We start from the raw sequence: 20918 nt of genomic DNA on the forward strand, positions 1-20918 counted from the left end.
TTGATCGATCCTCAAGCGCGCATCCGCGTCGCCAAGGCAGGCGGCGCGGAGCGACTTCGCGGCGCGTGGGCGCGCCTGCGGCTCTCGGCGCTGCCGATCGTGCAGTGCGCGCTGGGTGCGGCGCTGGCCTGGTTCGTCGCACACAACGTCATCGGCCATCCGCAGCCGTTCTTCGCGCCGACGGCCGCGGTCGTCTCGATCGGCATCTCGTTCGGCGCACGGCTCAAGCGCGCCATCGAGCTGGTCGTCGGCGTCGCGGTCGGCATCGGCATCGGCGACCTGTTCATCTCCAACGCGGGCACCGGCGTCTGGCAGATCGCGCTCGTGGTCGGCGTCGCCATGGCGCTTGCGGTGTTCCTCGACGGCGGTTCCATCATCACGATGCAGGCGGCAGGCTCGGCCGTGCTGGTCGCCACCCTGATGCCCCCTTCGGCGGGCGGCAGCTTCGACCGCATGATCGACGCGCTGGTCGGCGGCTTGGTCGGCGTGGTGATCGTGGCCGCGATCCCGCTGCATCCGGTGCGCCGCGCCCGCGAGCACGCGGGGGAAATCCTTGCGGTGATGAGCAAATCGCTGTCCGCGTGCGCCGACGGCCTGATCGAACAGGATCAGGAGAAGATCCGCGAGGCGCTGTCCGCCGCCCGCGCGACGCAGTCGCAGATCGACTCGCTGCGCTCCACTTTGGAGGGCGGACGGGAGATCAGCCGCATTTCCCCGCTGTACTGGAACTCGCGCGCCCGCCTCGAGCGCATCCGCGCCACCGCCGACCCGCTCGACAACGCGGTCCGCAATACCAGAGTGCTGCTGCGCCGTTCGCTCACTTTGGTGCGCGACGACGAGATCCTGGACCCGCGGCTCGTCGACGAGGTGGAGCGGCTCGCCCAGGCCGTCGAGGTGGTGCGCAAGATGATGCTCGCCGATCCGGGTGAGCAGCCCGATCAGGCGGAGGCGGCCAGGGTGCTGCGTACCGTCGCCAAGGGCGCGCGTCCGGAACTCGTTGCGGGCGCGGGACTCTCGGCGCACGTGGTGTTCGCGCAGGTGCGTTCGATCGTGGTCGATCTGATGCAGGTCTGCGGCATGAAGCGCATCTCGGCGATCGCGCTTTTGCCGCCGACGGTGCCGAATCCCTATGTGCGCCCGGAGGATTGACCCGGCTACTCAGCGGATTTCGGTCACCGACGCGGTCCGCGAACCCTTCCGACGCCATCGCGACGCCGACGCGATGATCTTCGGGTAGCGCACTACTCGCGTCATCGCGCACCCCGCTCCATAACCTTCTTTCATGACCGCGACGACGAGGGGTGTCACGGTCGGACACTTCGCACGACGACGCGTCTCACCGGCCGATATGGTGTGGTGGCCGGGGCGGGTAGGGACGATATCGGCGTCGGGCGGAGCAGGTCGCCCGGTCTCGGCGAAGGCCGGGCGACCATCGTTCTCAGAGCCAGAAACGCACCAGCCCAGCGCCTCTCGCGATCCAGGACGACTCGACGCCGAACACCTCGCAGATGGTGTAGATGGCGTCGAAGAACGGTCCGTTGACCGCGGGCGTCAGGATCAGCGCGAAGAGCAGCAGCATGCCCAGCGGCTTGAGCTGGTCCAGTGAACGCCGGGTCTGGTAACTCAGCGACGGTTCGAGAATTCCGTACCCGTCGAGCCCCGGAATCGGCAACAGGTTCAACACCGCCGCGGTGACCTGGAGGAAGGCGAGGAACGCCAGCCCGTACCAGAACGCGGGATGCGAGGTCTGGCTGCCGAACACCTCCACGACGACGAGCAGCAGCACCGCGAACGCCGCGTTGACCGCCGGACCCGCGCCGCTGATCAGCCGCTGCATCCGCGGGCTGACGCTGTGCGTGTGCACGTACACCGCGCCGCCTGGCAGACCGAAACCGCCGAGCGCGATGAACACCACCGGCAACACGATCGACAGCAGCGGATGCGAGTACTTCAGCGGATTCAGCGTGAGATACCCGCGCAGCTCCACTTCGTGATCGCCTGCGCGCCAAGCCATGTACGCGTGCGCGAACTCGTGCAGACACAGCGTCACGATCCAACCCGCGACAACGAGCACGAAGACGCCGACCTTGGCCCGCGTCGAACCGTAGTCGGAGGCCCAGGCCAGCACGCCGCCCGCGACGGTGATCGCGACGACGAGCAGGAAGACCGGACTCGGCCGAACCGCGCCGAGACCCGTTCGGCGCTGCGGGAAGGAGTAATTCATCGCACCAGTAGCCAGGTTTCGTTGTGCCGGTAGAAGGTCGAGCGCGGCACAGTGCGCTCGGTGAGAATGCCGTCGCGGGTCACCACCGCGCCAGGAGTCCCCAGTTGCGCGGCCCTGCCCTCGACCCACCGGCGCTTACGCAGACCCTTCCGCACGGTCGCCCGGACGCCGGGCATGTGCAGGGTGGGGGAGATGTGCATCGCGGTGACCTTGCCGGAGAACAGCTGGGTGTCGTCCACGTAGGCCTCGCCCTCCAGCTTGCCGCCTTCGGGACCTGTGATGGTTGCCCGTCCGACCAGCACTTTTCCGGTGTCGTCGCGGATCAGCGGAGTCTCGCGCGCCTTGCCCTCGATCGCGCGCTTGGCCGCGGCGTTGCCGGTGCCGGTCTGGTAGGCGCGCGAGCCGTAGGTCTTGTCGATCGGCACGTAACCGATCTCGACGTGCAGCCGCTCGGTCCGCATCAGATGGGTCAGCACCGCGGCCAGCGCGGCGTCCTCGCCGAGCACGATCAGACGCGGCAGGCTGTCGGCGGCGAGCACGGGAAGCAGTTCATCGATCACCGCGGTGTCCGGGATTGCGGCAGTCTGAGTAGTGGGTAGTGCGGCGAGGGCGATCGGGACCGGCGCGCCATCGCAGCGGAGAACATGGGTACTCAAACGGCCGTACACCCTCCTCGAATCCTGCCGGCACACCCCACCGGCTCCCTCGCACCTTTCGGGCGGGCACGCTGCCCCGGTCCGCCCGCAGCAACCATAGCCGTGTTCAACCCGCCGCGCCCGGGCCGAGTCGGCATTGTGACCGGCGCGGGGTGCCTTCCCGCCGGGGTGCCCTAGGCCATTCGGTAAACTGTGCTTCCGGCCACCGCCTCAGTACGGCAGGTAGCTGCAACACGGGTGTGTTGCGCGTCGAACCGTAGGAGACACCACCATGCCGGCAATCGTCCTCATCGGCGCCCAGTGGGGCGACGAGGGTAAGGGCAAAGCGACCGACCTGCTCGGCGGCAGACTGCAATGGGTGGTCCGATACCAAGGCGGCAACAACGCGGGCCATACCGTGGTGCTGCCCAACGGCGACAAGTTCGCGCTGCATCTCATCCCCTCCGGCATCCTGACTCCCGGTGTGCGCAACGTCATCGGCAACGGTGTCGTGGTGGATCCCGGTGTGCTGCTCGCCGAACTGGCCGGACTGGAGGACCGCGGCGTCGACACCTCCGGCCTGCTGCTCTCGGCCGACGCGCACCTGATCATGCCGTACCACGTGGCCATCGATAAGGTCACCGAACGCTTCCTCGGCAACAAGAAGATCGGCACCACCGGCCGCGGCATCGGCCCCTGCTACCAGGACAAGGTGGCGCGCGTCGGCGTGCGCGTCGCGGACGTGCTCGACGAGAAGATCCTCACCCAGAAGGTCGAGGCCGCCCTGGAGTTCAAGAACCAGGTGCTGGTGAAGATCTACAACCGCCGCGCGCTCGATCCGCAGCAGGTGGTGAACGAAGTGCTTTCCATGGCGGAGAGTTTCAAGCACCGCATCGCCGATACCCGGTTGCAGCTGAACGAGGCCCTCGAGCGCGGAGAAACCGTGCTACTCGAGGGATCTCAGGGCACCCTGCTCGACGTCGATCACGGCACCTACCCGTATGTCACGTCGTCCAACCCGACTTCGGGCGGCGCGGCCGTCGGTTCCGGCATCGGACCGAACAAAATCAACACGGTGCTCGGCATCCTCAAGTGCTACACGACCCGCGTCGGTTCGGGCCCCTTCCCGACCGAACTGTTCGACCAGTACGGCGAATTCCTCGCCAAGCAGGGTGGTGAGGTCGGCGTCACGACCGGCCGCGCGCGGCGCTGCGGCTGGTTCGACGCAGTGATCGCCCGGTACGCGACCCGCGTCAACGGCATCACCGACTACTTCCTCACCAAGCTGGATGTACTGTCCAGCTTGGACCGGGTACCGATCTGCGTCGCGTACGAAATCGATGGTAAGCGCGTCGACCAGATGCCGACCACCCAGACCGAGTTCCATCACGCCAAGCCGATTTACGAGGAAATGCCCGGTTGGTGGGAGGACATCTCGGGGGCGCGAACCTTCGAGGATCTGCCCGCCAACGCGCAGGCGTACGTGCGGCGGCTCGAGGAGCTCTCCGGCGCGCGAATCTCCTGCATCGGCGTCGGTCCCGGACGTGACCAGACGATCGTTCGGCACGACGTCCTCGGCTGAACCACAGCGTTTTCCGTTTCGCGACGCGCTGAGCACGTCCGCCATTCGCAGTTTCATCTTCGATCATGAACTGTGAAGAACTACAGTTGAGGCATGGCTCGGAACTGGCCGATGATCGAGCGCGAGACCGAGTTCGAAGCGATCCGGTCCGCACTCACCGGTTCGACGTACGTGGGTGCTGTCCTGACCGGCGATGCCGGAGTGGGTAAGACGACGCTGGCGAGACAGGCGACCGCGGCGGTCGGCGGAAATATTCGGTGGGTAGCGGGCACGGAGTCGGCCCGCAGTATCCCGCTGGGCGTGTTCGCGCACATGGTCGGTGTCTACACGGCACACGATCCGGTGACGTTCATGTCCGCCGCGCGCGAGGCGCTGCTCGCCGACGGGCACACGATCATCGGTGTCGACGACGCTCATCTTCTGGACCAACTGTCCGCAACCTTGCTGTTGCAGTTGGCCATCGACAAGGCCGCCCACATCGTCGCCACCGTGCGCAGCGGGGTCCAGGTACCCGACGCGGTGACCTCGCTGTGGAAGGACGGGCACCTGCTTCGCGTCGACCTCAACCCGTTCACCCAGCCGCAGAGCGTGGCTCTCGTCGAGTCGATGCTCGGCGGTCAGCTCGAGGGTTTCACCGCCAATCTGATGTGGGAGTCCTCCGGCGGAAACGCCCTGTTTCTGCGGCATTTGGTGGAGGGAGCGCTGGAGGCGGGCACCCTGCGCCAGGTGAACGGCGTCTGGCAGCTGCGTGGGCGCGCCGCCGTGACCTCGGAATTGGCTGCGCTGCTGGAGGATCGGGTCGAGCAGCTGCCGGAGCAGGTGCTGCGCGTGCTGGAACTGCTCACCTTCTGCGAGCCGATCGATCTCGACGTGCTCGCGGAACTGGCCGGTGAGGACGCGGTGGAGGCCGCTGAAAGCCGCGGTGTGATCCGAGTTGTGGAGAACTCGCACCAGCTCATCGTGCGCTACAACCATCCGCTGTTCGGTGAGGTCATCCGGCGCAGGTTGGGTATCGCGTCGGCCAGGCGGCTGCGCGGCAAGCTGTACTCCTCGCTCAAGGAGCGGCGCATCAACTCCGCCGCCGACCGCATCCGATTGGCCGAATTGGCCTTGGACAGCGACAAATCCGCCGATCTGGAACTCTTCGAGGCGGCCGCCGCCGATGCCATCAACTTGGCCAACCTGCCGCTCGGCGAGCGGTTCGCCAGGGCAGCGGTGGAGCGGCGCGGCGGCGTCGAGTCGGCCGATCTGCTGGCAAGGGCGCTGCTGTGGCAGGGGCACCGGATCGAAGCCGAGCGCACGCTGGCCAGCTTCGACGCCGATCAGCTCAACGAGGTGCAACTGGCCCGCTGGGGCAGCACCCGGGTGTCGAACCTGTTGTGGGCCATGGGCGATGCCGATCGCGCCGACGAGGTGCTCGCCGATATCCGGGCCAGGGTGCGTCATCCGAAGATCATCGCCACGCTTGGCGGACTCGCCTCGGCGTGCGCGGTGAACGAGAACCGCATCGAGGACGCGTTCGCCGAGGCGGAAGCGGTGATGACCACGAAAGGCGCTCCGCCGTGGGCGGTCTGGTGGGCTTCCTTCGGTGGCGGGCTGGCACTGGCGCTGATGGGCAAGGCCGAGGCGGCCAGGCAGTACGCCGCGCGCGGGCACGAGGTGGAGCGCGAGATCGACGGGCTCAACCGGTTCATATCCACCCACGGCGAGGTGCTCGCGCTCATCTACAGCGGTGAGTTCGAGGCCGCGAGGCGCTGTGCCACACCGTATTTCGGGTACACCGCGCCGGGACAGTATCTGGCGTGGGGCTTGTCGAAGATCCTGCAAGGCACCGTCGACGTGGCGCAGGGGCGTTTCATCGACGGCATCGAGCACTTGGAGCAGGCACTCGCCGCGTTGACCACCGAAGGCGCGGCGGCGTGGTTGTTCCCCGCGAGAATCCGTCTGGCGGAAGCGTATTCGGCATTGGGTCGCGCGCAGGATGCCGCCGAGTCGGTGGCCGAAGCGGCGCGGCGCGGCGGTCGGCACAGCGCGGTCTACGAGCCGCAGCTGGAGATCGCCAAGGCTTGCGTCGCGGGCGCCGAGGGCACCGTCACCCCGGCCGTCCGTTTGGCGATCGGCGCCGCCGATTCGGCCGCCCGCTCGCACCAGCACGCGATCGAGGCGATGGCGCTGCACACCGCGGCCCGCTTCGGCGACCATTCCGTGGCCGGTCGGCTCGCGGACCTCGCGGCTCGGGTGGACGGCCGCCTCGTGCAGATCCAAGCCAAACACGCGGTGGCGCTCGCCGCCCACGACGGACCCGGACTCGACGCCGCCGCAAGCGAATTCGAGGCCATCGGCGCGGTGCTCTCGGCCGCCGACGCCGCCGCCCAAGCCGCGTCCGCGCACGAGCGCGCGGGCGACCGCCGCCGCCTCCTCGAATCCGCGGCCGCTGCCAACCGCCTCGCCGCGGCCTGCGGCGGCGCCGCCACCCCCGCCCTGCGCAAGGCAGCCCAACCCCTACCCCTCACCGCCCGCGAACGCGAAATCGCGAACCTCGTCGCCGCGGGCCTGTCCAACCGCCAGATCGCCGACCGCCTCACCGTGTCGGTCCGCACCGTCGAGGGCCACCTCTACCGCGCCTGCATCAAGATGGACGTCACCGACCGCGAGTCGCTGGGGGCGTTGATGCGGGGGGAGTCGTCGGCCTGAGGGTTTCGGGCGGCGTTGTGCTGGCCGAGTTGGGGCGCAGCGGTGACAGCGGGCTGATCGAGCGACGGTGGTAAGCCCGGCGGTGATCACGGCGGCCGATGGCGTGCATGGCGATGGCGGCGGCCGGGCTGCGTCGATCGTCCCGGCGTGTCCGCCACATTCGGGTGCTTCGGTTTGCGGCGAGGCGTCGGTCGCGCTGGCTGCGTTGCATCGAGGCGGCGTGGTTGCATCGAGGCGGTGTTGAAGCGGCCAGCACAATGCTGCTGGGGCGTTGATGCGGGTGAGTTGTCGGCCAAAGGTTTCCGCGCCGCGTTGTGCTGGGGGCGCTGCGGCGATGGCCGGGCTGATCGTGCCACGGCGGCAAGCCCGGCGGTGATCACGGCGGCCGCCGCTCGGCGTGCATTGCGATGCGGTGGCCGAGCCGCGGCTGCGTCGATCGTCTCGGCGGGACCGCCACATTCGGATGCTTCGGTTTGCTTGTGGCACCGGCACCGGCGTCGTGGCATGTGGTCCGGCTGTCGGCCGCTGTGCCGTGGTTCCGAGCACCGGGGGTACCTATTGCCGCCTGCTCGGGCAGTGTGCGCTTGCCCCTGACCGGCCCGGTCGCCGCAATCTCCGGTGGCATATCCGTGGCGCTCGAATCGACGGGAGAGAAATGGTGGCTCCAACCCCACCCAGAGCCACCATTTTTCCATTTGACTACGGTCGATAGAGAAATGGTGGTTGGGGTCGGCCCGCTGTCGGATCGAGTGGTGTGAGGTGAGGGGGTACGGTCAGCACTCGAGCGAGGAGGGTTGTCGATGAGGGCGCGGTGGATATTGGCGGTGGGGGCGGCGGTCGCGCTCGCGGCGCTGTCCGGGTGCGGCGAGACGGGGAAGGCCGTGCCGACGAGTGCGGTGGTGAGTACCGCGCCCGCGCTGAATCCGGACCAGGAGCGCAATCGGCGCATCCACGAGCGCCTGCTCGAACTCGGGTGCACGACCAACAGCTGCATCCAGACGTACTTCGCCTGCATGGACGGGTATCTCGCCGGCGAGGCGTGCGAGTTCTACCGGCAGCATCCGCCCGTACGGTAACCCTGAGACGCGGAGTCCCTCGCCTCCCGGGCTCGGCAGGGACGCGACGGACTTCGGGTTACGGGCACGGTTAGGCCGAGCGGAAGTCCGAGATGCGCAGGTCCGTCGCATTCCGGCTCAGAGATGTGCCGGATTTCGGGTCGGGCCGAGTGATGAAGTCCGCCTCGGCCGCGTCGGGCTGTCACGCGTGCAAACGGAGCGCCGCCCGCGAATTCATCGCCGCGCCGAATTCATGGCTGCGCGGTGTCGATCGCTGCGCCCTGTTCAGCGCCGCGCCCTGGTGAGGAATTCACCCGCAGCCGGAGCGAGGATGTCGATCTTCGGATCGTGGCTGAGTTTGGCCAGCTCGCGGTGCTCGGCATCGGGCAACACCGCCGCGATGGCCTTGGCGCCGTTCTTCAGCAGCGCGGCACTGTCGGCGCCCGCGATGACCAACGTCGGCACCGTGACCCCCGACCAGTCCGCCGCGCGCAGCTTCTCGCCGCGCATGTACGGGCGCATCACCGCCCAGTCGTGCGCGGTCGAGTTCGCCGTCGCCCTCAGGTTCTTCCAGAACGGTGTGACGCGCATGGCCGTCACCATCGTCCACGGCACCCCCATGGCCTTGGACATGTAGAATCGCACCGTCTTGTCGCGTTTGTCGGCCGCGATCAGTTCGTGCAGCCGGACGTCCAGGTCAGCGGGCGGAACGTGCCCGGATCGATCGACAACGAAGGGCGGCTCGAACGCCACGACCTTCGTCACACCGGGCACCCGCCCCGACCCGGCGGCGAGCAGCGCGAGCACCGCACCCGAAGACCAGCCGAAAAGCGCCGCCGACCCGCCCGCCGCCTGCACCAGCGCCGCGATGTCCTCGATCTCGTTGGTCACGTCGTAGACGCCGGGCGAGTCGCCGCTGTCGCCGCGACCACGGCGGTCGTAGTTGATGACGGTCAAGCCGTACTTCTCGGCCAATGCCTCCGAGAGCTGCACCATCTTCGGGAACGTCCGATACCCGAACGCGCCGCCGATCAGGATCACCGTCCCGGCCGTGCCGTCGCCGATGCGATCGAACGCGATCGTCGTCCCGTCCGCCGAAGTGACCGTCTCCATGTATGCGCTCCCTTTCGCTCAGCCGTGGACCGGCGTGCACCCGCCGAATCCGCAACGCTATCCGCCGCGGGTGGGAACGACGCCGCCGGAACCTTCCTGCGCCCACGCGGGATAACTCGTCGCGCCACCGAACAGTCCGCGAACCCCGCAGACTGGCGCCTACCCGTGCTGGTCAGCGCATCGACGGCGCTGGTCGGCGCTGCGGCACCGGCTCGCGCGGAGCGTGCCTGCGCTACCGAATCCGCAACCTATCCGCCGCGGGTCGACGCATCAGCGCCGGAACCCGTGCACAACACAGTTCCCCGATTCGGGATGCGGCCGCAGCCGACGATCGAAAGGCTAAGCCAGTCGCCGCTGATCATCGGGCGGCTGCGTGGTTCGGAAAGTTTGCGCTGCTGATGATCGGGCGGTCGCGGTTCCGATTGCCCGGGTCGCCGATCAGATGGGCGCGTAATTCCGCAGGTTCGACGTCATCTACGGATCCACGTGCAGGCCCGGCATCCCACGCCTCGTAACGCCCCCGGGAGCTCGCGGGCTCGGCCGACTGTGCGTGCGGCGCTGGTCGGCGCCTCTCGGCACCGGCTCGTGCGCGGACGGGCACGGCACCGCAAATGGCGCGAGTAGGGCGCGGGCGCCGTTGGCCTCCGCCTTGCCTCAGAACAACGTCGGTTCCCCGAACCCAGGCGTGCGTTCGATCTCCAGCAGGCGCTCCTTGGTGGAAATCCCGCCCGGCGCGGAGAACCCGTGCAGCGCGTTGTCCGCGGCGAGCACCCGGTGGCAGGGGATGATGAGGGGAATCGGGTTGCGCCCCAACGCTTGTCCCACGGCCTGAGCGCCGCCGGGCGCGCCGACGCGGTTCGCGACCTGGCCGTAGCTGAGGGTGTGTCCGGGGTCGATGGCGCGGGTCACCGTGTAGACCGCGCGGTGGAATTCCGGAATCGTGCTGGTGTCCAACGGAATCCAGCGCAGATCGTCCAGCTCACCCGCGAGGTGCGCGCGGATCCCTGCGATGGCCTCGGCGATGACGGCGGTCGGTTCGCCCTCCGGCACCTCGCTGCCCGCACGCCACCGGGTGATGCGGGCACGGGTCGCGGCCTGGTCCGCCTCGGGCAGTTGGAAGCGGAACACGGCGTCGTCGCGCCACGCGATCGCGCAGACGCCGATCGCGGTGTCGAACAGCGCCGCGGCGGCCTGGCGAGCGGACTCACTCATACCGCCAGTGTGCACCTCGGCACCGACACATCCGGCGCCAGCCATCGATCAGGCCAGTTTTCGAGAACTGGCCTGCATGCCGCTTCGGCAGGCGCCGGGGTTTCGTCGCAGCACAGAAACCTGCGCAGTCGTCGGTGGAGAAACCTCGGGCTTCGGCTTTCCTGCACGGTCGTCGGCGTCGGCCGAAGACGGCGAAACCTTCGGTCCTTGCTCGTCGGCACGGCCGTGAACGGCCACCAGATCCGAGTATTGCCGCAGCTCTTCGTAGCGGGAGGAGCCGGCGTCGGTGAGCGAACCGAGCGGACGGAACCGCTCGAGCTCGAACAGGTCCTTGGTCCTTTTCGGCGCGTAGTGGTAGATCGCGTAGCAGAACGCGGTGACGACGAGGAAGGTGAGCAGGGCGGTCATATTGGACACCTTCCGCCAACTGGCCTTGCCAATAAATATCCAATCCGTCAATACTGGACTGTATGGCGACACGAGTGATCGGCGCGGCCAGCCTGGCCCGCGACTTGGGCAACTGGCGCAGCGCCGGTGACGACGATCCGGCCCGGCGCGCGGCGCGTCCGGCCTACCTGGCGCTGGCCGAAGGGATCCGGCTGCTCATCCACGACGGGCGCGCGCCGCTCGGCGTCGCCCTGCCCAGCGAACGCGACCTCGCCGCCACCCTCGGCGTCAGCCGGACCACCATCACATCCACCTACGCGCTGCTGCGCGAACACGGTTACCTGATCAGCCGTCAGGGCTCGCGCAGCACCGTGGCCCTGCCTCCGGCCGTGCCGCACGACGGCACCAAACCGGCGCGCAGCATCCTGGCGCTGATGGCGCAGCCCGAGCTGACCACCATCGACATGACCTACGCCGCGATGGCCGCGCCACGCGAGATGGAGGACGCGTATTCCACCGCGCTGCAAGGGCTTCCGGCCTATCTCGGTACCCACGGTATGGATCCGGTCGGCGTGCTCGCGCTGCGCGAGGCGGTGGCCCGCCGCTACACCGAGCGCGGACTACCCACCGAGCCCGATCAGATCCTCATCACCCTCGGCGCCCAGCACGGCCTGCGCCTGCTGCTCAACGTGCTCACCGCACCGGCCGCGCGGGTGCTGATCGACCACCCGACCTACCCGAACGCCATCGAGGCCATCCGCGATGTCGGCGCGCGTCCCGTCCCGGTTCCGCTGCTGCCGCAGAGCCCGCATTCGGGCTGGGATCTGGACGGAATCCGCAGCGCCGCAAGGCAAACCGCCGCCACCCTGGCCTACCTCGTGCCGGACTTCAACAACCCGACCGGCATGCTGCTCGACGCCGACGGGCGCGCGGAATTGGCCGCCATCGCCCGCGAGACCCGGATGACGGTCGTCGTCGACGAGTCGATGGTCGATCTGGGTTTGGATGTGGATACTCTGCCGCCGCCGGTCGCCGCGTTCGCCAAGAATTCCGAGATCGTCACCATCGGCTCGGCATCCAAGTCGTTCTGGGGTGGTCTGCGCGTCGGCTGGATCCGCACCAACCAGACGCTGATCACCAAGCTGCTCGGCATCCGCTCCACCGTCGACCTCGGCACCCCGGTGATGGACCAGCTCGCCACGGTGCACCTGCTCGAGAACGCCGACACGATCCTCGATCGCCGCCGCGACCAATTGCGTTGCCAGCGTGCGGCTTTGCTCGCCGCGCTGGCCGAGGAACTGCCGGACTGGCGGGTCAGCGCGGGCGTCGGCGGAATGTCGGTCTGGGCGCAGCTGCCAGCTCCGGTCTCCACCGCGCTCGCCGCCACCGCACCCAACCACGGCGTATTGCTCGCCGCCGGACCGCGTTTCGGTGTCCAGGGCGCTTTCGAGCGGTTCCTGCGGTTGCCGTTCACCCACCAGGAGGCGGACCTTCGGTTGGCGGTGAAAGCCGTTGCCTCCGCCTATGAAGGGCTGACCCCACGCGCGGCCGATCCGCTGAATCCCCTTACCTGCTACTGATTTCGCGCTCGTTCCCGCCGCCATCGATCGGCCGGTCCCGCTTGTTCGGCGGCGGCGCCTGCGGGCGAAGGGCCCCGATCGCGACGCGATCTTCGCCGATCTCAGCGCCGACGTCGAAGACTAGTTCGGCCACCACGCCGCACCTGGCGTTATCCCAAGGGCTACCTCGTCGCCTCCGCGCGCGTCGCCTAGCGAAGCCGAGCCAACCCTCGTCGCGCCGCTGAAAACTGTTCGGCGCCAGCTCGATCTCCCGCAGCTCGGACGGTGGCGTGATCGCGGGCTCGGGCGACCAGCCGCGAGCGAAGCGAACGCCCCACGGCCGGTCGACCGCGGGGCGTCCATCAGCGAACTATCAGTCCGCCCAAACGGATTCGATCGGCGTCGCCTCGGTCGGCGGCGGGGTCGGGATGGCCGCCGGGGTGCGCGAGAACCGCGGGGCCGGCGCGTGCTGCACCACGCCATCGATGTCGACGAGTCCGTTGCGCGCCGCGATGTGGGCGTTCTCGGTGGCCTCGGTCAGCGTGAGCACCGGGGTGGTGCACGCGTCGGTGCCCTCGAAGATCGCCGCCCACTCGTCGCGTGTCTTGGTCTTGAACTTCTCGGCGAACAGCTTCTTCAGCTGGTCCTGGCCGTTCGGGTCGATCTGCATCGGCAGGCCTTCGGAATCGATCTCGAGGCCCTTCAACAGCTCGGCGTAGAACTGCGGCTCGATCGCGCCAACCGCCATGTACTTGCCGTCGGAGGTCTCGTAGGTGTCGTAGAAGGCCATGCCGGTGTCGAGGAGGTTGGTGCCGCGCTCGTCGGACCACAGGCCGACACCGCGCATGCCCCAGATCATGTGCGAAAGGGCAAGCGCGCCATCGATCATCGCGGCGTCGATCACCTGACCCTTGCCCGAGTTCTGCCGTTCCACCAGCGCGGCGAGGATGCCGAACACGAGGAACATCGAGCCGCCGCCGAAGTCGCCGACCATGTTCAGCGGCGGCACCGGACGCTCGCCCTTGCGGCCGATCGCGTTCAGCACGCCGGTCAGCGAGATGTAGTTGATGTCGTGACCCGCGCGGTCGGCCAGCGGGCCGTCCTGGCCCCAGCCGGTCATCCGGCCGTAGACCAGCCGCGGATTGCGCGCCAGCGCCTCGTCGGGGCCGAGGCCCATGCGCTCGGTGACGCCCGGACGGAAGCCTTCGATCAGCACGTCGGCCTTCTCGATCAGCCCGAGCACCTTCTCGATGTCGGCCGGATCCTTCAGGTTCGCCTCGACGATGGTCCGCCCGCGCCACTGCGGACGCTCCATGAACCCGGGCAGCATGTTCGGCCGCTGCACCCGCACCACGTCGGCGCCGAGATCGGCCAGCAACAGCGCGGCATGCGGACCGGGGCCGATACCGGCCAGCTCGACAACTTTGATGCCCGCGAGCGGGCCCTGCTTGGTGGCGGTGGATGGTGTGGTCACGCCCTACCTCGGTTCGTCGTTGATCCCTGCGCACCGCCGGGCGGTGCGGTCCCCCGGGCAGCGCCCGCGGATGTATTGACAGTATGACAATAACGCCGCCACCTTCTATCGGAACCCTCCGTCGTGCACCGGACCGCGGCGTAGGTGAGAATCCCAGCAGCGCGCCGATGCGCGGAAACGGGAGGAAGCATCAGTGAGCGAGAACCGTGTACGGGCGCGCCGAGGGCATGCTGGAGTTGAACGTCAGCGGGGTGCGGGCATGAGCGAGCGAATCGTGTGTCGGCGCGCCCCGGGGCCGGTGGGGCCGAGCGTCAGCGGGGTGTGGGTATGAGGGAGCGAATCGTGTGTCGGCGCGCCGCGGGGCCGCTGAGGCCGAGCGTCGGCGGGTGTGGCGTATGAGAGCGAATCGTGCGTCGGCGCGCCCGAGGGCCGCTGGAGCTGAATGTCAGCGGGGTGCGGGCATGAGTGAGCGAATCGTGTGTCGGTGCGCCTCGGGGCCGGTGGGGCCGAGCGTCAGCGGGGTGTGGGTATGAGTGAGCGAATGGTGTGTCGGCGCGCCTCGAAGCCGCTGGGGCTGAATGTCAGCGGGGTGTGGGTATGAGGGAGCGGATCGTGTGTCGGCGCGCCCGAGGGCCGCTGGGGCTGAATGTCAGCGGGGTGTGGGTATGAGGGAGCGAATCGTGTGTCGGCGCGCCGCGGGACCACTGAGGCCGAGCGTCGGCGGGTGCGGGCGCATGAGAGCGAATCGTGTGTCGGCGCGCCTGAGGGCCGCTGAGGCTGAATGTCAGCGGGGTGTGGGTATGAGTGAGCGAATCGTGTGTCGGCGTGCCCGAGGGCCGCTGGGGCTGACCGTCAGTGAGGCACGGGCGTGAGCGCCGGGGGCGAGGTCCTCATCGGCCTGCTGATCCTGGTCGGCCTGCTCGGCATCATCATCCCGATCCTGCCCGGCGTGATCCTGATCTTCGGCGCCATCCTGGCCTGGGCGATCATGACCGGCGGCGCGACGGCGTGGACCATTTTCGCGATAAGCACGGTCTTCCTGGTGCTCTCCGGAGTCATCAAGTACACCTGGCCCGGCCGCAAGATGAAGGACGCGGGCGTCTCCAACCGCGCCCTGTTCCTCGGCGCGGTACTCGGCATCGTCGGCTTCTTCGTCATCCCGGTCGTCGGCCTGTTCGTCGGTTTCGTCCTCGGCGTCTACCTCTCCGAACTCCAACGCCTCCGCCACAACCAACCCGCCTGGCAGGCAACCAAACACGCCCTCAAGGGCGTAGGCCTCTCCATGCTCATCGAACTCCTCGGCGCCCTCCTCGCCACCGCCACCTGGCTCTCCGGCGCCTTCCTCACCTAACTCCCACACACCCCGTACACGCCTCACATAGCCACCGCCTGTGTGAGGCGTATGAAAAGTGTGTGGCAGCAAGGTTTTCCCCAGGCGGGGACTTGTCCACAGGGGGTACAGGATCAGGGCCGGGCAGGTGTGCCAAGGGTTCATGATCGAACCATGAACGCGCCCCTTCCCATATCCCGATGTCGTGCCGTGACCGAGGGTTTCACCGATCGGGAGTTGCACGGACCGATGTGGCGGCGGGTGCACCGCGGCGCGTACATCCGGGCGGAGCAGACCGAGGGAATGCGCCTGGAAGAGCGCCACCTGGTGCTGACCCGGGCCGTCGCGGCCGGTGCGAGTCACGAGGCGGTGGTGAGCCACGTGTCGGCTTCGGTCGCGCACGGGTTGACGCACTGGAACGTCCCGATGGCCCAGGTCCATCTGACGCGTGATCGTTCGACCGGTGGTCGCGTCAGCCGTCGGGTCACGGTGCATGCGACCCGCACCGAGCCGGACGAAGTGGTGCGGATCGGCGAACTCCGCGTGACCAGCGTGGCCAGGACCGTCATCGACCTGGCTCGCACTGTCCCTTTCGAGCAAGCGGTAGTCATCGGCGACAGCGCATTACGACTCGAAAAGACCACGCGCGCCGACTTGTCCGACCAACTCGCGCGAGCAACCGGCCGTCCGGGAGCACCCGCCGCGCGTCGGGTCGTCGACTTCTTGGACGGGCGCTCCGAAAGCGCGGGCGAGTCGCGGAGCCGCGTCGCCATGCATGTCGCGCGCCTGCCGAGCCCGGAACCGCAAGCCGTCCTCGAATCCCCGACCGGGCGATTCATCGGCCGCGTCGACTTCCTCTTTCCCGAACTCGGCGTCATCGGCGAATTCGACGGCCTCGTGAAATACGCTGCGGCCCTGCGTGGCTCGCGCACGCCTGAGGAAGTAGTCATCGCCGAAAAGGCCCGCGAGGACGAGTTGCGCGCCCTCGGCTGGATCGTCGTCCGCTGGACCTGGAACGACCTCGACAACCCCGCGCCATGGCTGGCCCGCCTCACGCGCGCCGCAACAATTACCCCCGCCCACCGCCTCGGCACCTGGACACCGGCGGAGCGAATCTGATGCCGCCACATAGCCTGTGCACGTCTCACATAGCCACCGCCTGTGTGAGGCGTATAAAAAGTGTGTGGCAGCAAGGTTTTCCCCAGGCGGGGACTTGTCCACAGGGGCTAGTGGATCAGGGCCGGGCGGGTGTGCCAAGGGGCCATGATCGAACGGTTTCCTTAGGCGGGGACAGGGACGGCGGGATCAGTGCGGGTGGGCCGAAGGTGTGTGTCGGCAAGGTGTGTGTCGGCTCGAAGGCGAGGTGGCAGGTAACGGAATTGGTCGCTCGACCGACTGATGCAGTGGCGGCTCCAGTCGGTCGCCGACGAACCCCGGCATGATCGAAAGCGCCGGTATCGCAACACAGCTCGTAGACCACCGTCCATCGAATGAACGGAGTACGCGCATGAAGCGCACGATCAGCTATCTGGCGGCCACCGCCCTCTTCGGCGCGGGTTTGGCCGTCGCCGCAGCGCCCGCCCAAGCCGACCCCGGTCCCTGTCAGCTCGGGTGGTCGAATGTCGAGCCTCGCTCGTGCGCGCAGAACAGTTTCAATCTCGCCCCGGTCTTCGCGCTCGGCAACGGTGCGTGCGTCGGTATGTTCTCCGTCGGCGGCACCGCCTTCGATGGCCCGCTCTACCAATACTCCGAGGCTCCAGGTGCGGCACACGCGGTCGTCGTGCGCGTAATCCCGGGATTCTCGCCGATCGGGACATGGGGTCCGCAGTTGCTCGCTTGCGACGCCACCGCGGTGGTCGACTGGCACAACGTGGACACCGGACAGCGGGGCAGCGTCAGCCGGTTCGTCCCGGGGTGGCAGCGTCTCGGCCCTACCACCATCGTCGCGGACACCGGTCCCGGACGGGTTCAGCTCACCGTCCGCACCGACGGCCCCTCCATCCCGGCTAATGCGGAAGTGTTCGTGCCGTAGTCCTTTTCGCCACTCCGCACAGCGTTGTCGTCGCTGTGCGGACTAGCGAGGCCGGGTCTAGCTCAAGGCGTGATCAAGATCGGCGAGCAGATCTTCCACGTCCTCGAGGCCGACGGAGATGCGCACGACCCCGTCGGACAGGCCGATGGTGGCGCGACCCTCCGGGCCCATGGCGCGGTGGGTCGTCGTGGCCGGGTGGGTGATCAGGGTTTTGGAGTCGCCGAGGTTGTTGGAGATGTCGACGATCCGCAGCCTGTTCAGCACCTCGAAGGCTCGCTTCTTGGCTTCGTCGGCCGGGGCGTTCAACTCGAAGGTGACCACCGTGCCGCCGCCGGACATCTGGCTGCGGGCCAGGTCGTACTGCGGATGCGATTCCAGGAACGGGTATTTCACCCAGCTGACCGACTTGTTGGTCTCCAGGAAACGCGCGATCCGCAGCGCCGATTCGGTGCTGTGGCGCACCCGCAGCGGCATCGTCTCCAGACCCTTGAGCAGGGTCCACGCGTTGAACGGGCTCAGCGCGGGACCGGTGTGGCGCATGAGCGTCTTCACCGGACCGTCGATGTACTCCTGGGAACCGAGGATCGCGCCGCCGAGGACGCGGCCCTGGCCGTCGATGTGCTTGGTGCCCGAGTAGACGATGACGTCGGCGCCGAGCTCGAAGCCCTTCTGCAACAGCGGCGTCGCGAAGACGTTGTCCAGCACGACTTTCGCGCCCGCGGCATGCGCGAGCTCGGTCACCCGGCGCACGTCGACGAGCGTCTGCATCGGGTTGGCCGGGGTCTCGAAGAACACCGCCGTGGTCGGCACCGAGAGCGCCTGCTCCCACTGGTCGAGGTCTTCACCGTCGACGAACACCGTCTCCACGCCCCAGCGCGGCAGGATCTCGTTGCACACCACGAAGCAGGAGCCGAACAGGCTGCGCGCGGCGACCAACCGATCGCCCGCGCCGAGCAGCGCGCCGAGCGCCGTGAACACCGCCGACATGCCACTGGCGGTCGCGAACGCCGCCTCGGCGCCGTCGAGCAGCCGGATCCGCTCCTCGAACATGGCGACCGTCGGGTTGCCGTAGCGGGAGTAGACGAAGTGCTCCACCTCGCCGGTGAACGCCGCCTCGGCCGCCTCCGCGCTCTCGTAGACGAAGCCGGAGGTGAGATACAGGGCCTCGGCGGTCTCCTCGAAACCGGAGCGACGCAGGCCGCCGCGCACCCCGAGGGTGGCAGGGCCGACGCCCTCGGGCAGCGGCTTGTCGAACGCGCCGCCGGTGATCACGACTGCCTCCACGGCAGGCCGGTGGCACGCCAGCCGGTGGCGCCGCGATGGCCGGACGCGTCGAGCGAGCCCTCGAAGCCCTCGATCACGTTGTAGGAGGGCTCGATGCCGAGCCGGGTGGCGACGGTCGCCGCGTGCGCGGAACGCTGGCCGGAGCGACACAGGAAGACGACGGGCGCCTCGGGGTCGCGACCCTCCAGCGCCTTGCTCAGCTGCTCGGTGAACTGCGGGTTGGGCGCGCCGTTGCCGTCGACCCACTCGATCAGCACGGTGGGTCGCTCGATCGAACTGGTGTCGGGCACTCCGACGAAGCGCCATTCCGCCTCGGTGCGCACGTCCACCAAGACGGCGGCGGGATTGTCGCGCAACACCTCCCACGCCTGCTGCGGGGTGATGTCACCGGCGTAAGTCATCTCGAACCTCCTGTGAATCCGCACTTGCCGCACCTGGTTCGGTGCGCGGCCAGGTCGTCACCCGGAGCACCCCACCGCGGAGGAGGGTTGCCGACCAGCTGAGCCGGGGCTTGGCGCTGGTTCTCATGACCTAGGGACTGAGATTGCCTGCACCGAGGTCACCGTGTCAAACATTGCAGACGAGCCATTTGTCGTCCGTCCGGGTGAGGTTCCAGGTCGCGGTGTACTCCTTGCCGTCGACCTTGGTGGTCACCGTGGCCTTGGCCCGGTCGCCGTTGAGGGTCTGATCGGTGACGGCTATGAGTTCGATTGCCTTACCGGTGCCTTCCTGCCCGGCCAACGGCGACTTGGCGGGGTCGAAATCGGGGCAGCCGGTGCCCGGTGGCGGCACCATGTCGGTGTTGTTGGCGCCCTCGACGAAGTTGCCGACGGCGCCGGCGATCTTCTCGGCCTCTGTGACATTTTTCTCAGCGGGCGACAGCACGCCGCCGAGCCCAATGGCCACCAGCACGACGACGGCCAGCGCGGCCGCGGCAAGGAACGGCGCGAGGGAGCGCTTGTCGGTCTGATCGACCTCGATCGGTTCGCCTTCGTCGGGGGACTTCTGCTCGGTCATGCATCGATCATCCCTGGTCGGCGGGGGTATCCGACGCCCGGCCCCCGCACGCGAAGCGCCTGCCCGTTTCGCGCGGCTATCGTGGGAAGCGGGCCCGTCCGGCACCGAGCCCGCGGCGGCGGGCATCCACCCAGTTCACCGCACCGGCGCGGGCGACAACCGGCAGCACCGATAGAATCGCGAGATTGAGACCTGCTGCCATAGCCATATGGCAGCTCACCGTCGTAGCGATCTGGGGGCCGTGAGAGCCACGAGCCAGCATCACCAGAGTTCGTGGCGCCGGGTGCAAACAAGCGGTCCGTCAACTTAGCCTAAGCTAAGACGGACGCCATTGAACGTTTCGACCATAAGGGTGCGCGTAAGAGATGACCGAACAGAGTGCAGCGACTCGCCCGCTCCGCATCGCGATCGTGGGCGCAGGACCGGCCGGGATCTACGCCGCCGACGCGTTGATGAAGTCCGATGCCGAGGTGAGCATCGACCTGTACGAGCGCATGCCCGCGCCGTTCGGGTTGATCCGCTACGGCGTCGCGCCGGACCATCCGCGGATCAAGGGCATCATCACCGCCCTGCACAAGGTGCTCGACAAGGAGCAGGTGCGCCTGCTCGGCAACATCGACTACGGCACCGACATCACCCTCGACGACCTGCGTCGCTTCTACGACGCGGTGATCTTCTCCACCGGCGCCAACGCCGACCGCGCGCTGCCGATCCCTGGCATCGACCTGGACGGTTCCTACGGCGCGGCGGACTTCGTGTCCTGGTACGACGGGCACCCGGACGTGTCGCGTTCGTGGCCGTTGGACGCGGAGAAGGTCGCGGTGCTCGGTGTCGGCAACGTGGCGCTGGACGTGGCGCGCGTGCTGGCCAAGACCGGTGACGAGCTGCTGCCGACCGAGATCCCGCCGAACGTCTATGAGGGTCTCAAGCAGAACAAGGCCGTCGAGGTGCACGTGTTCGGGCGTCGCGGTCCCGCGCAGGCGAAGTTCACCCCGCTGGAGCTGCGCGAGCTGGATCATTCGCCGACCATCGAGGTCATCGTCGATCCGGAGGACATCGACTACGACGAGGGTTCGGAGGCCGCGCGCCGCCACTCCAAGCAGGTCGACATGGTCGCCAACACCCTCGAGCAGTGGGCCATCCGCGACCAGGGCAACCGCCCGCACAAGCTGTTCCTGCACTTCTTCGAGTCCCCGGCCGAGGTGCTCGGCGACGAGAACGGCAAGGTCGTCGGTCTGCGCACCGAGCGCACCCAGCTCGACGGCACCGGCAACGTCAAGGGCACCGGTGTGTTCAAGGACTGGGACGTGCAGGCGGTCT

General features: G+C 68.2%; 18 protein-coding genes and 1 riboswitch. Of the genes, 9 read left to right on the forward strand and 9 right to left on the reverse strand.

Features of this window, described 5'->3' with window-relative positions:
• Positions 1-1149, forward strand: coding sequence for an FUSC family protein (locus CRP45_RS21955; RefSeq protein ID WP_084483425.1), 1149 nt, complete (start codon positions 1-3; stop codon positions 1147-1149).
• A 289-nt stretch (positions 1150-1438) separates the two neighbouring features.
• Here CRP45_RS21955 and CRP45_RS21960 read toward each other — a convergent pair whose 3' ends face one another.
• Both CRP45_RS21960 and CRP45_RS21965 read right to left on the reverse strand, forming a co-directional pair.
• Positions 1439-2224 carry a site-2 protease family protein gene (locus CRP45_RS21960; RefSeq protein ID WP_097246599.1) on the reverse strand — a complete coding sequence of 262 codons (786 nt, stop codon included), beginning with the start codon at positions 2222-2224 and terminating at the stop codon, positions 1439-1441.
• A complete protein-coding gene (locus tag CRP45_RS21965) occupies positions 2221-2880 on the reverse strand; it encodes a hypothetical protein (protein WP_067791722.1) in 660 nt (219 codons plus the stop codon). The genes CRP45_RS21960 and CRP45_RS21965 overlap by 4 nt, the downstream gene beginning before the upstream one ends.
• 271 nt (positions 2881-3151) lie before the next feature.
• Here CRP45_RS21965 and CRP45_RS21970 point away from each other — a divergent pair, with 271 nt between their 5' ends.
• The 3 genes from CRP45_RS21970 to CRP45_RS21980 all read left to right on the forward strand — a co-directional run bounded on the left by CRP45_RS21970 (position 3152) and on the right by CRP45_RS21980 (position 8211).
• Positions 3152-4441 carry an adenylosuccinate synthase gene (locus tag CRP45_RS21970; protein WP_097246601.1) on the forward strand — a complete coding sequence of 430 codons (1290 nt, stop codon included), beginning with the start codon at positions 3152-3154 and terminating at the stop codon, positions 4439-4441.
• Between the two features lie 93 nt (positions 4442-4534).
• Complete coding sequence (locus CRP45_RS21975; protein ID WP_097246602.1) at positions 4535-7135, forward strand: helix-turn-helix transcriptional regulator; 2601 nt, start codon at positions 4535-4537, stop codon at positions 7133-7135.
• Between the two features lie 800 nt (positions 7136-7935).
• Complete coding sequence (locus CRP45_RS21980) at positions 7936-8211, forward strand: hypothetical protein (RefSeq protein ID WP_143861519.1); 276 nt, start codon at positions 7936-7938, stop codon at positions 8209-8211.
• A 264-nt stretch (positions 8212-8475) separates the two neighbouring features.
• Here CRP45_RS21980 and CRP45_RS21985 read toward each other — a convergent pair whose 3' ends face one another.
• From CRP45_RS21985 to CRP45_RS21995, 3 genes are all read right to left on the reverse strand, one after another.
• Positions 8476-9303 (reverse strand): alpha/beta fold hydrolase, encoded by an 828-nt coding sequence (locus tag CRP45_RS21985; RefSeq protein ID WP_097246605.1) that lies wholly within the window; start codon positions 9301-9303, stop codon positions 8476-8478.
• Positions 9304-9957: 654 nt separating this feature from the next.
• Complete coding sequence (locus CRP45_RS21990; protein ID WP_097246732.1) at positions 9958-10515, reverse strand: methylated-DNA--[protein]-cysteine S-methyltransferase; 558 nt, start codon at positions 10513-10515, stop codon at positions 9958-9960.
• A gap of 48 nt (positions 10516-10563) precedes the next feature.
• Entirely contained in the window at positions 10564-10974 is a 411-nt protein-coding gene (locus CRP45_RS21995; RefSeq protein ID WP_143861520.1) for a hypothetical protein, read from the reverse strand.
• An 11-nt stretch (positions 10975-10985) separates the two neighbouring features.
• Between CRP45_RS21995 and yczR the strand changes: the two genes are divergently transcribed.
• On the forward strand, positions 10986-12482 hold the full coding sequence (yczR, locus tag CRP45_RS22000) for a MocR-like transcription factor YczR (protein ID WP_097246607.1): 1497 nt from the start codon (positions 10986-10988) through the stop codon (positions 12480-12482).
• A 352-nt stretch (positions 12483-12834) separates the two neighbouring features.
• Here yczR and CRP45_RS22005 read toward each other — a convergent pair whose 3' ends face one another.
• Complete coding sequence (locus tag CRP45_RS22005) at positions 12835-13935, reverse strand: CaiB/BaiF CoA transferase family protein (RefSeq protein WP_097246609.1); 1101 nt, start codon at positions 13933-13935, stop codon at positions 12835-12837.
• Positions 13936-14803: 868 nt separating this feature from the next.
• Between CRP45_RS22005 and CRP45_RS22010 the strand changes: the two genes are divergently transcribed.
• From CRP45_RS22010 to CRP45_RS34710, 3 genes are all read left to right on the forward strand, one after another.
• Entirely contained in the window at positions 14804-15286 is a 483-nt protein-coding gene (locus CRP45_RS22010; protein WP_097246610.1) for a DUF456 domain-containing protein, read from the forward strand.
• 189 nt (positions 15287-15475) lie between these two features.
• Complete coding sequence (locus CRP45_RS22015; RefSeq protein WP_097246612.1) at positions 15476-16384, forward strand: hypothetical protein; 909 nt, start codon at positions 15476-15478, stop codon at positions 16382-16384.
• A gap of 388 nt (positions 16385-16772) precedes the next feature.
• The gene (locus tag CRP45_RS34710; RefSeq protein WP_245910286.1) at positions 16773-17297 is read left to right on the forward strand and encodes a hypothetical protein; all 525 of its coding nucleotides are present in this window, start codon (positions 16773-16775) and stop codon (positions 17295-17297) included.
• 57 nt (positions 17298-17354) lie between these two features.
• Here CRP45_RS34710 and CRP45_RS22025 read toward each other — a convergent pair whose 3' ends face one another.
• The 3 genes from CRP45_RS22025 to CRP45_RS22035 all read right to left on the reverse strand — a co-directional run bounded on the left by CRP45_RS22025 (position 17355) and on the right by CRP45_RS22035 (position 19598).
• Positions 17355-18569 (reverse strand): O-succinylhomoserine sulfhydrylase, encoded by a 1215-nt coding sequence (locus CRP45_RS22025; protein ID WP_097246735.1) that lies wholly within the window; start codon positions 18567-18569, stop codon positions 17355-17357.
• Positions 18566-18982, reverse strand: a complete 417-nt coding sequence (locus CRP45_RS22030) for a rhodanese-like domain-containing protein (RefSeq protein ID WP_067792831.1) — start codon at positions 18980-18982, stop codon at positions 18566-18568. The genes CRP45_RS22025 and CRP45_RS22030 overlap by 4 nt, the downstream gene beginning before the upstream one ends.
• A 15-nt stretch (positions 18983-18997) precedes the next feature.
• A riboswitch (SAM riboswitch) is annotated at positions 18998-19113 on the reverse strand.
• Positions 19114-19148: 35 nt separating this feature from the next.
• Positions 19149-19598, reverse strand: coding sequence for an Rv0361 family membrane protein (locus CRP45_RS22035; RefSeq protein WP_067792828.1), 450 nt, complete (start codon positions 19596-19598; stop codon positions 19149-19151).
• Positions 19599-19963: 365 nt separating this feature from the next.
• Here CRP45_RS22035 and CRP45_RS22040 point away from each other — a divergent pair.
• Positions 19964-20918 (forward strand): FAD-dependent oxidoreductase (locus CRP45_RS22040; RefSeq protein ID WP_097246614.1); only part of this gene is annotated, 955 nt, incomplete at its 3' end.

Origin of the sequence: Nocardia amikacinitolerans (assembly GCF_900215415.1) — a bacterium.
GTDB lineage: Bacteria > Actinomycetota > Actinomycetes > Mycobacteriales > Mycobacteriaceae > Nocardia > Nocardia amikacinitolerans.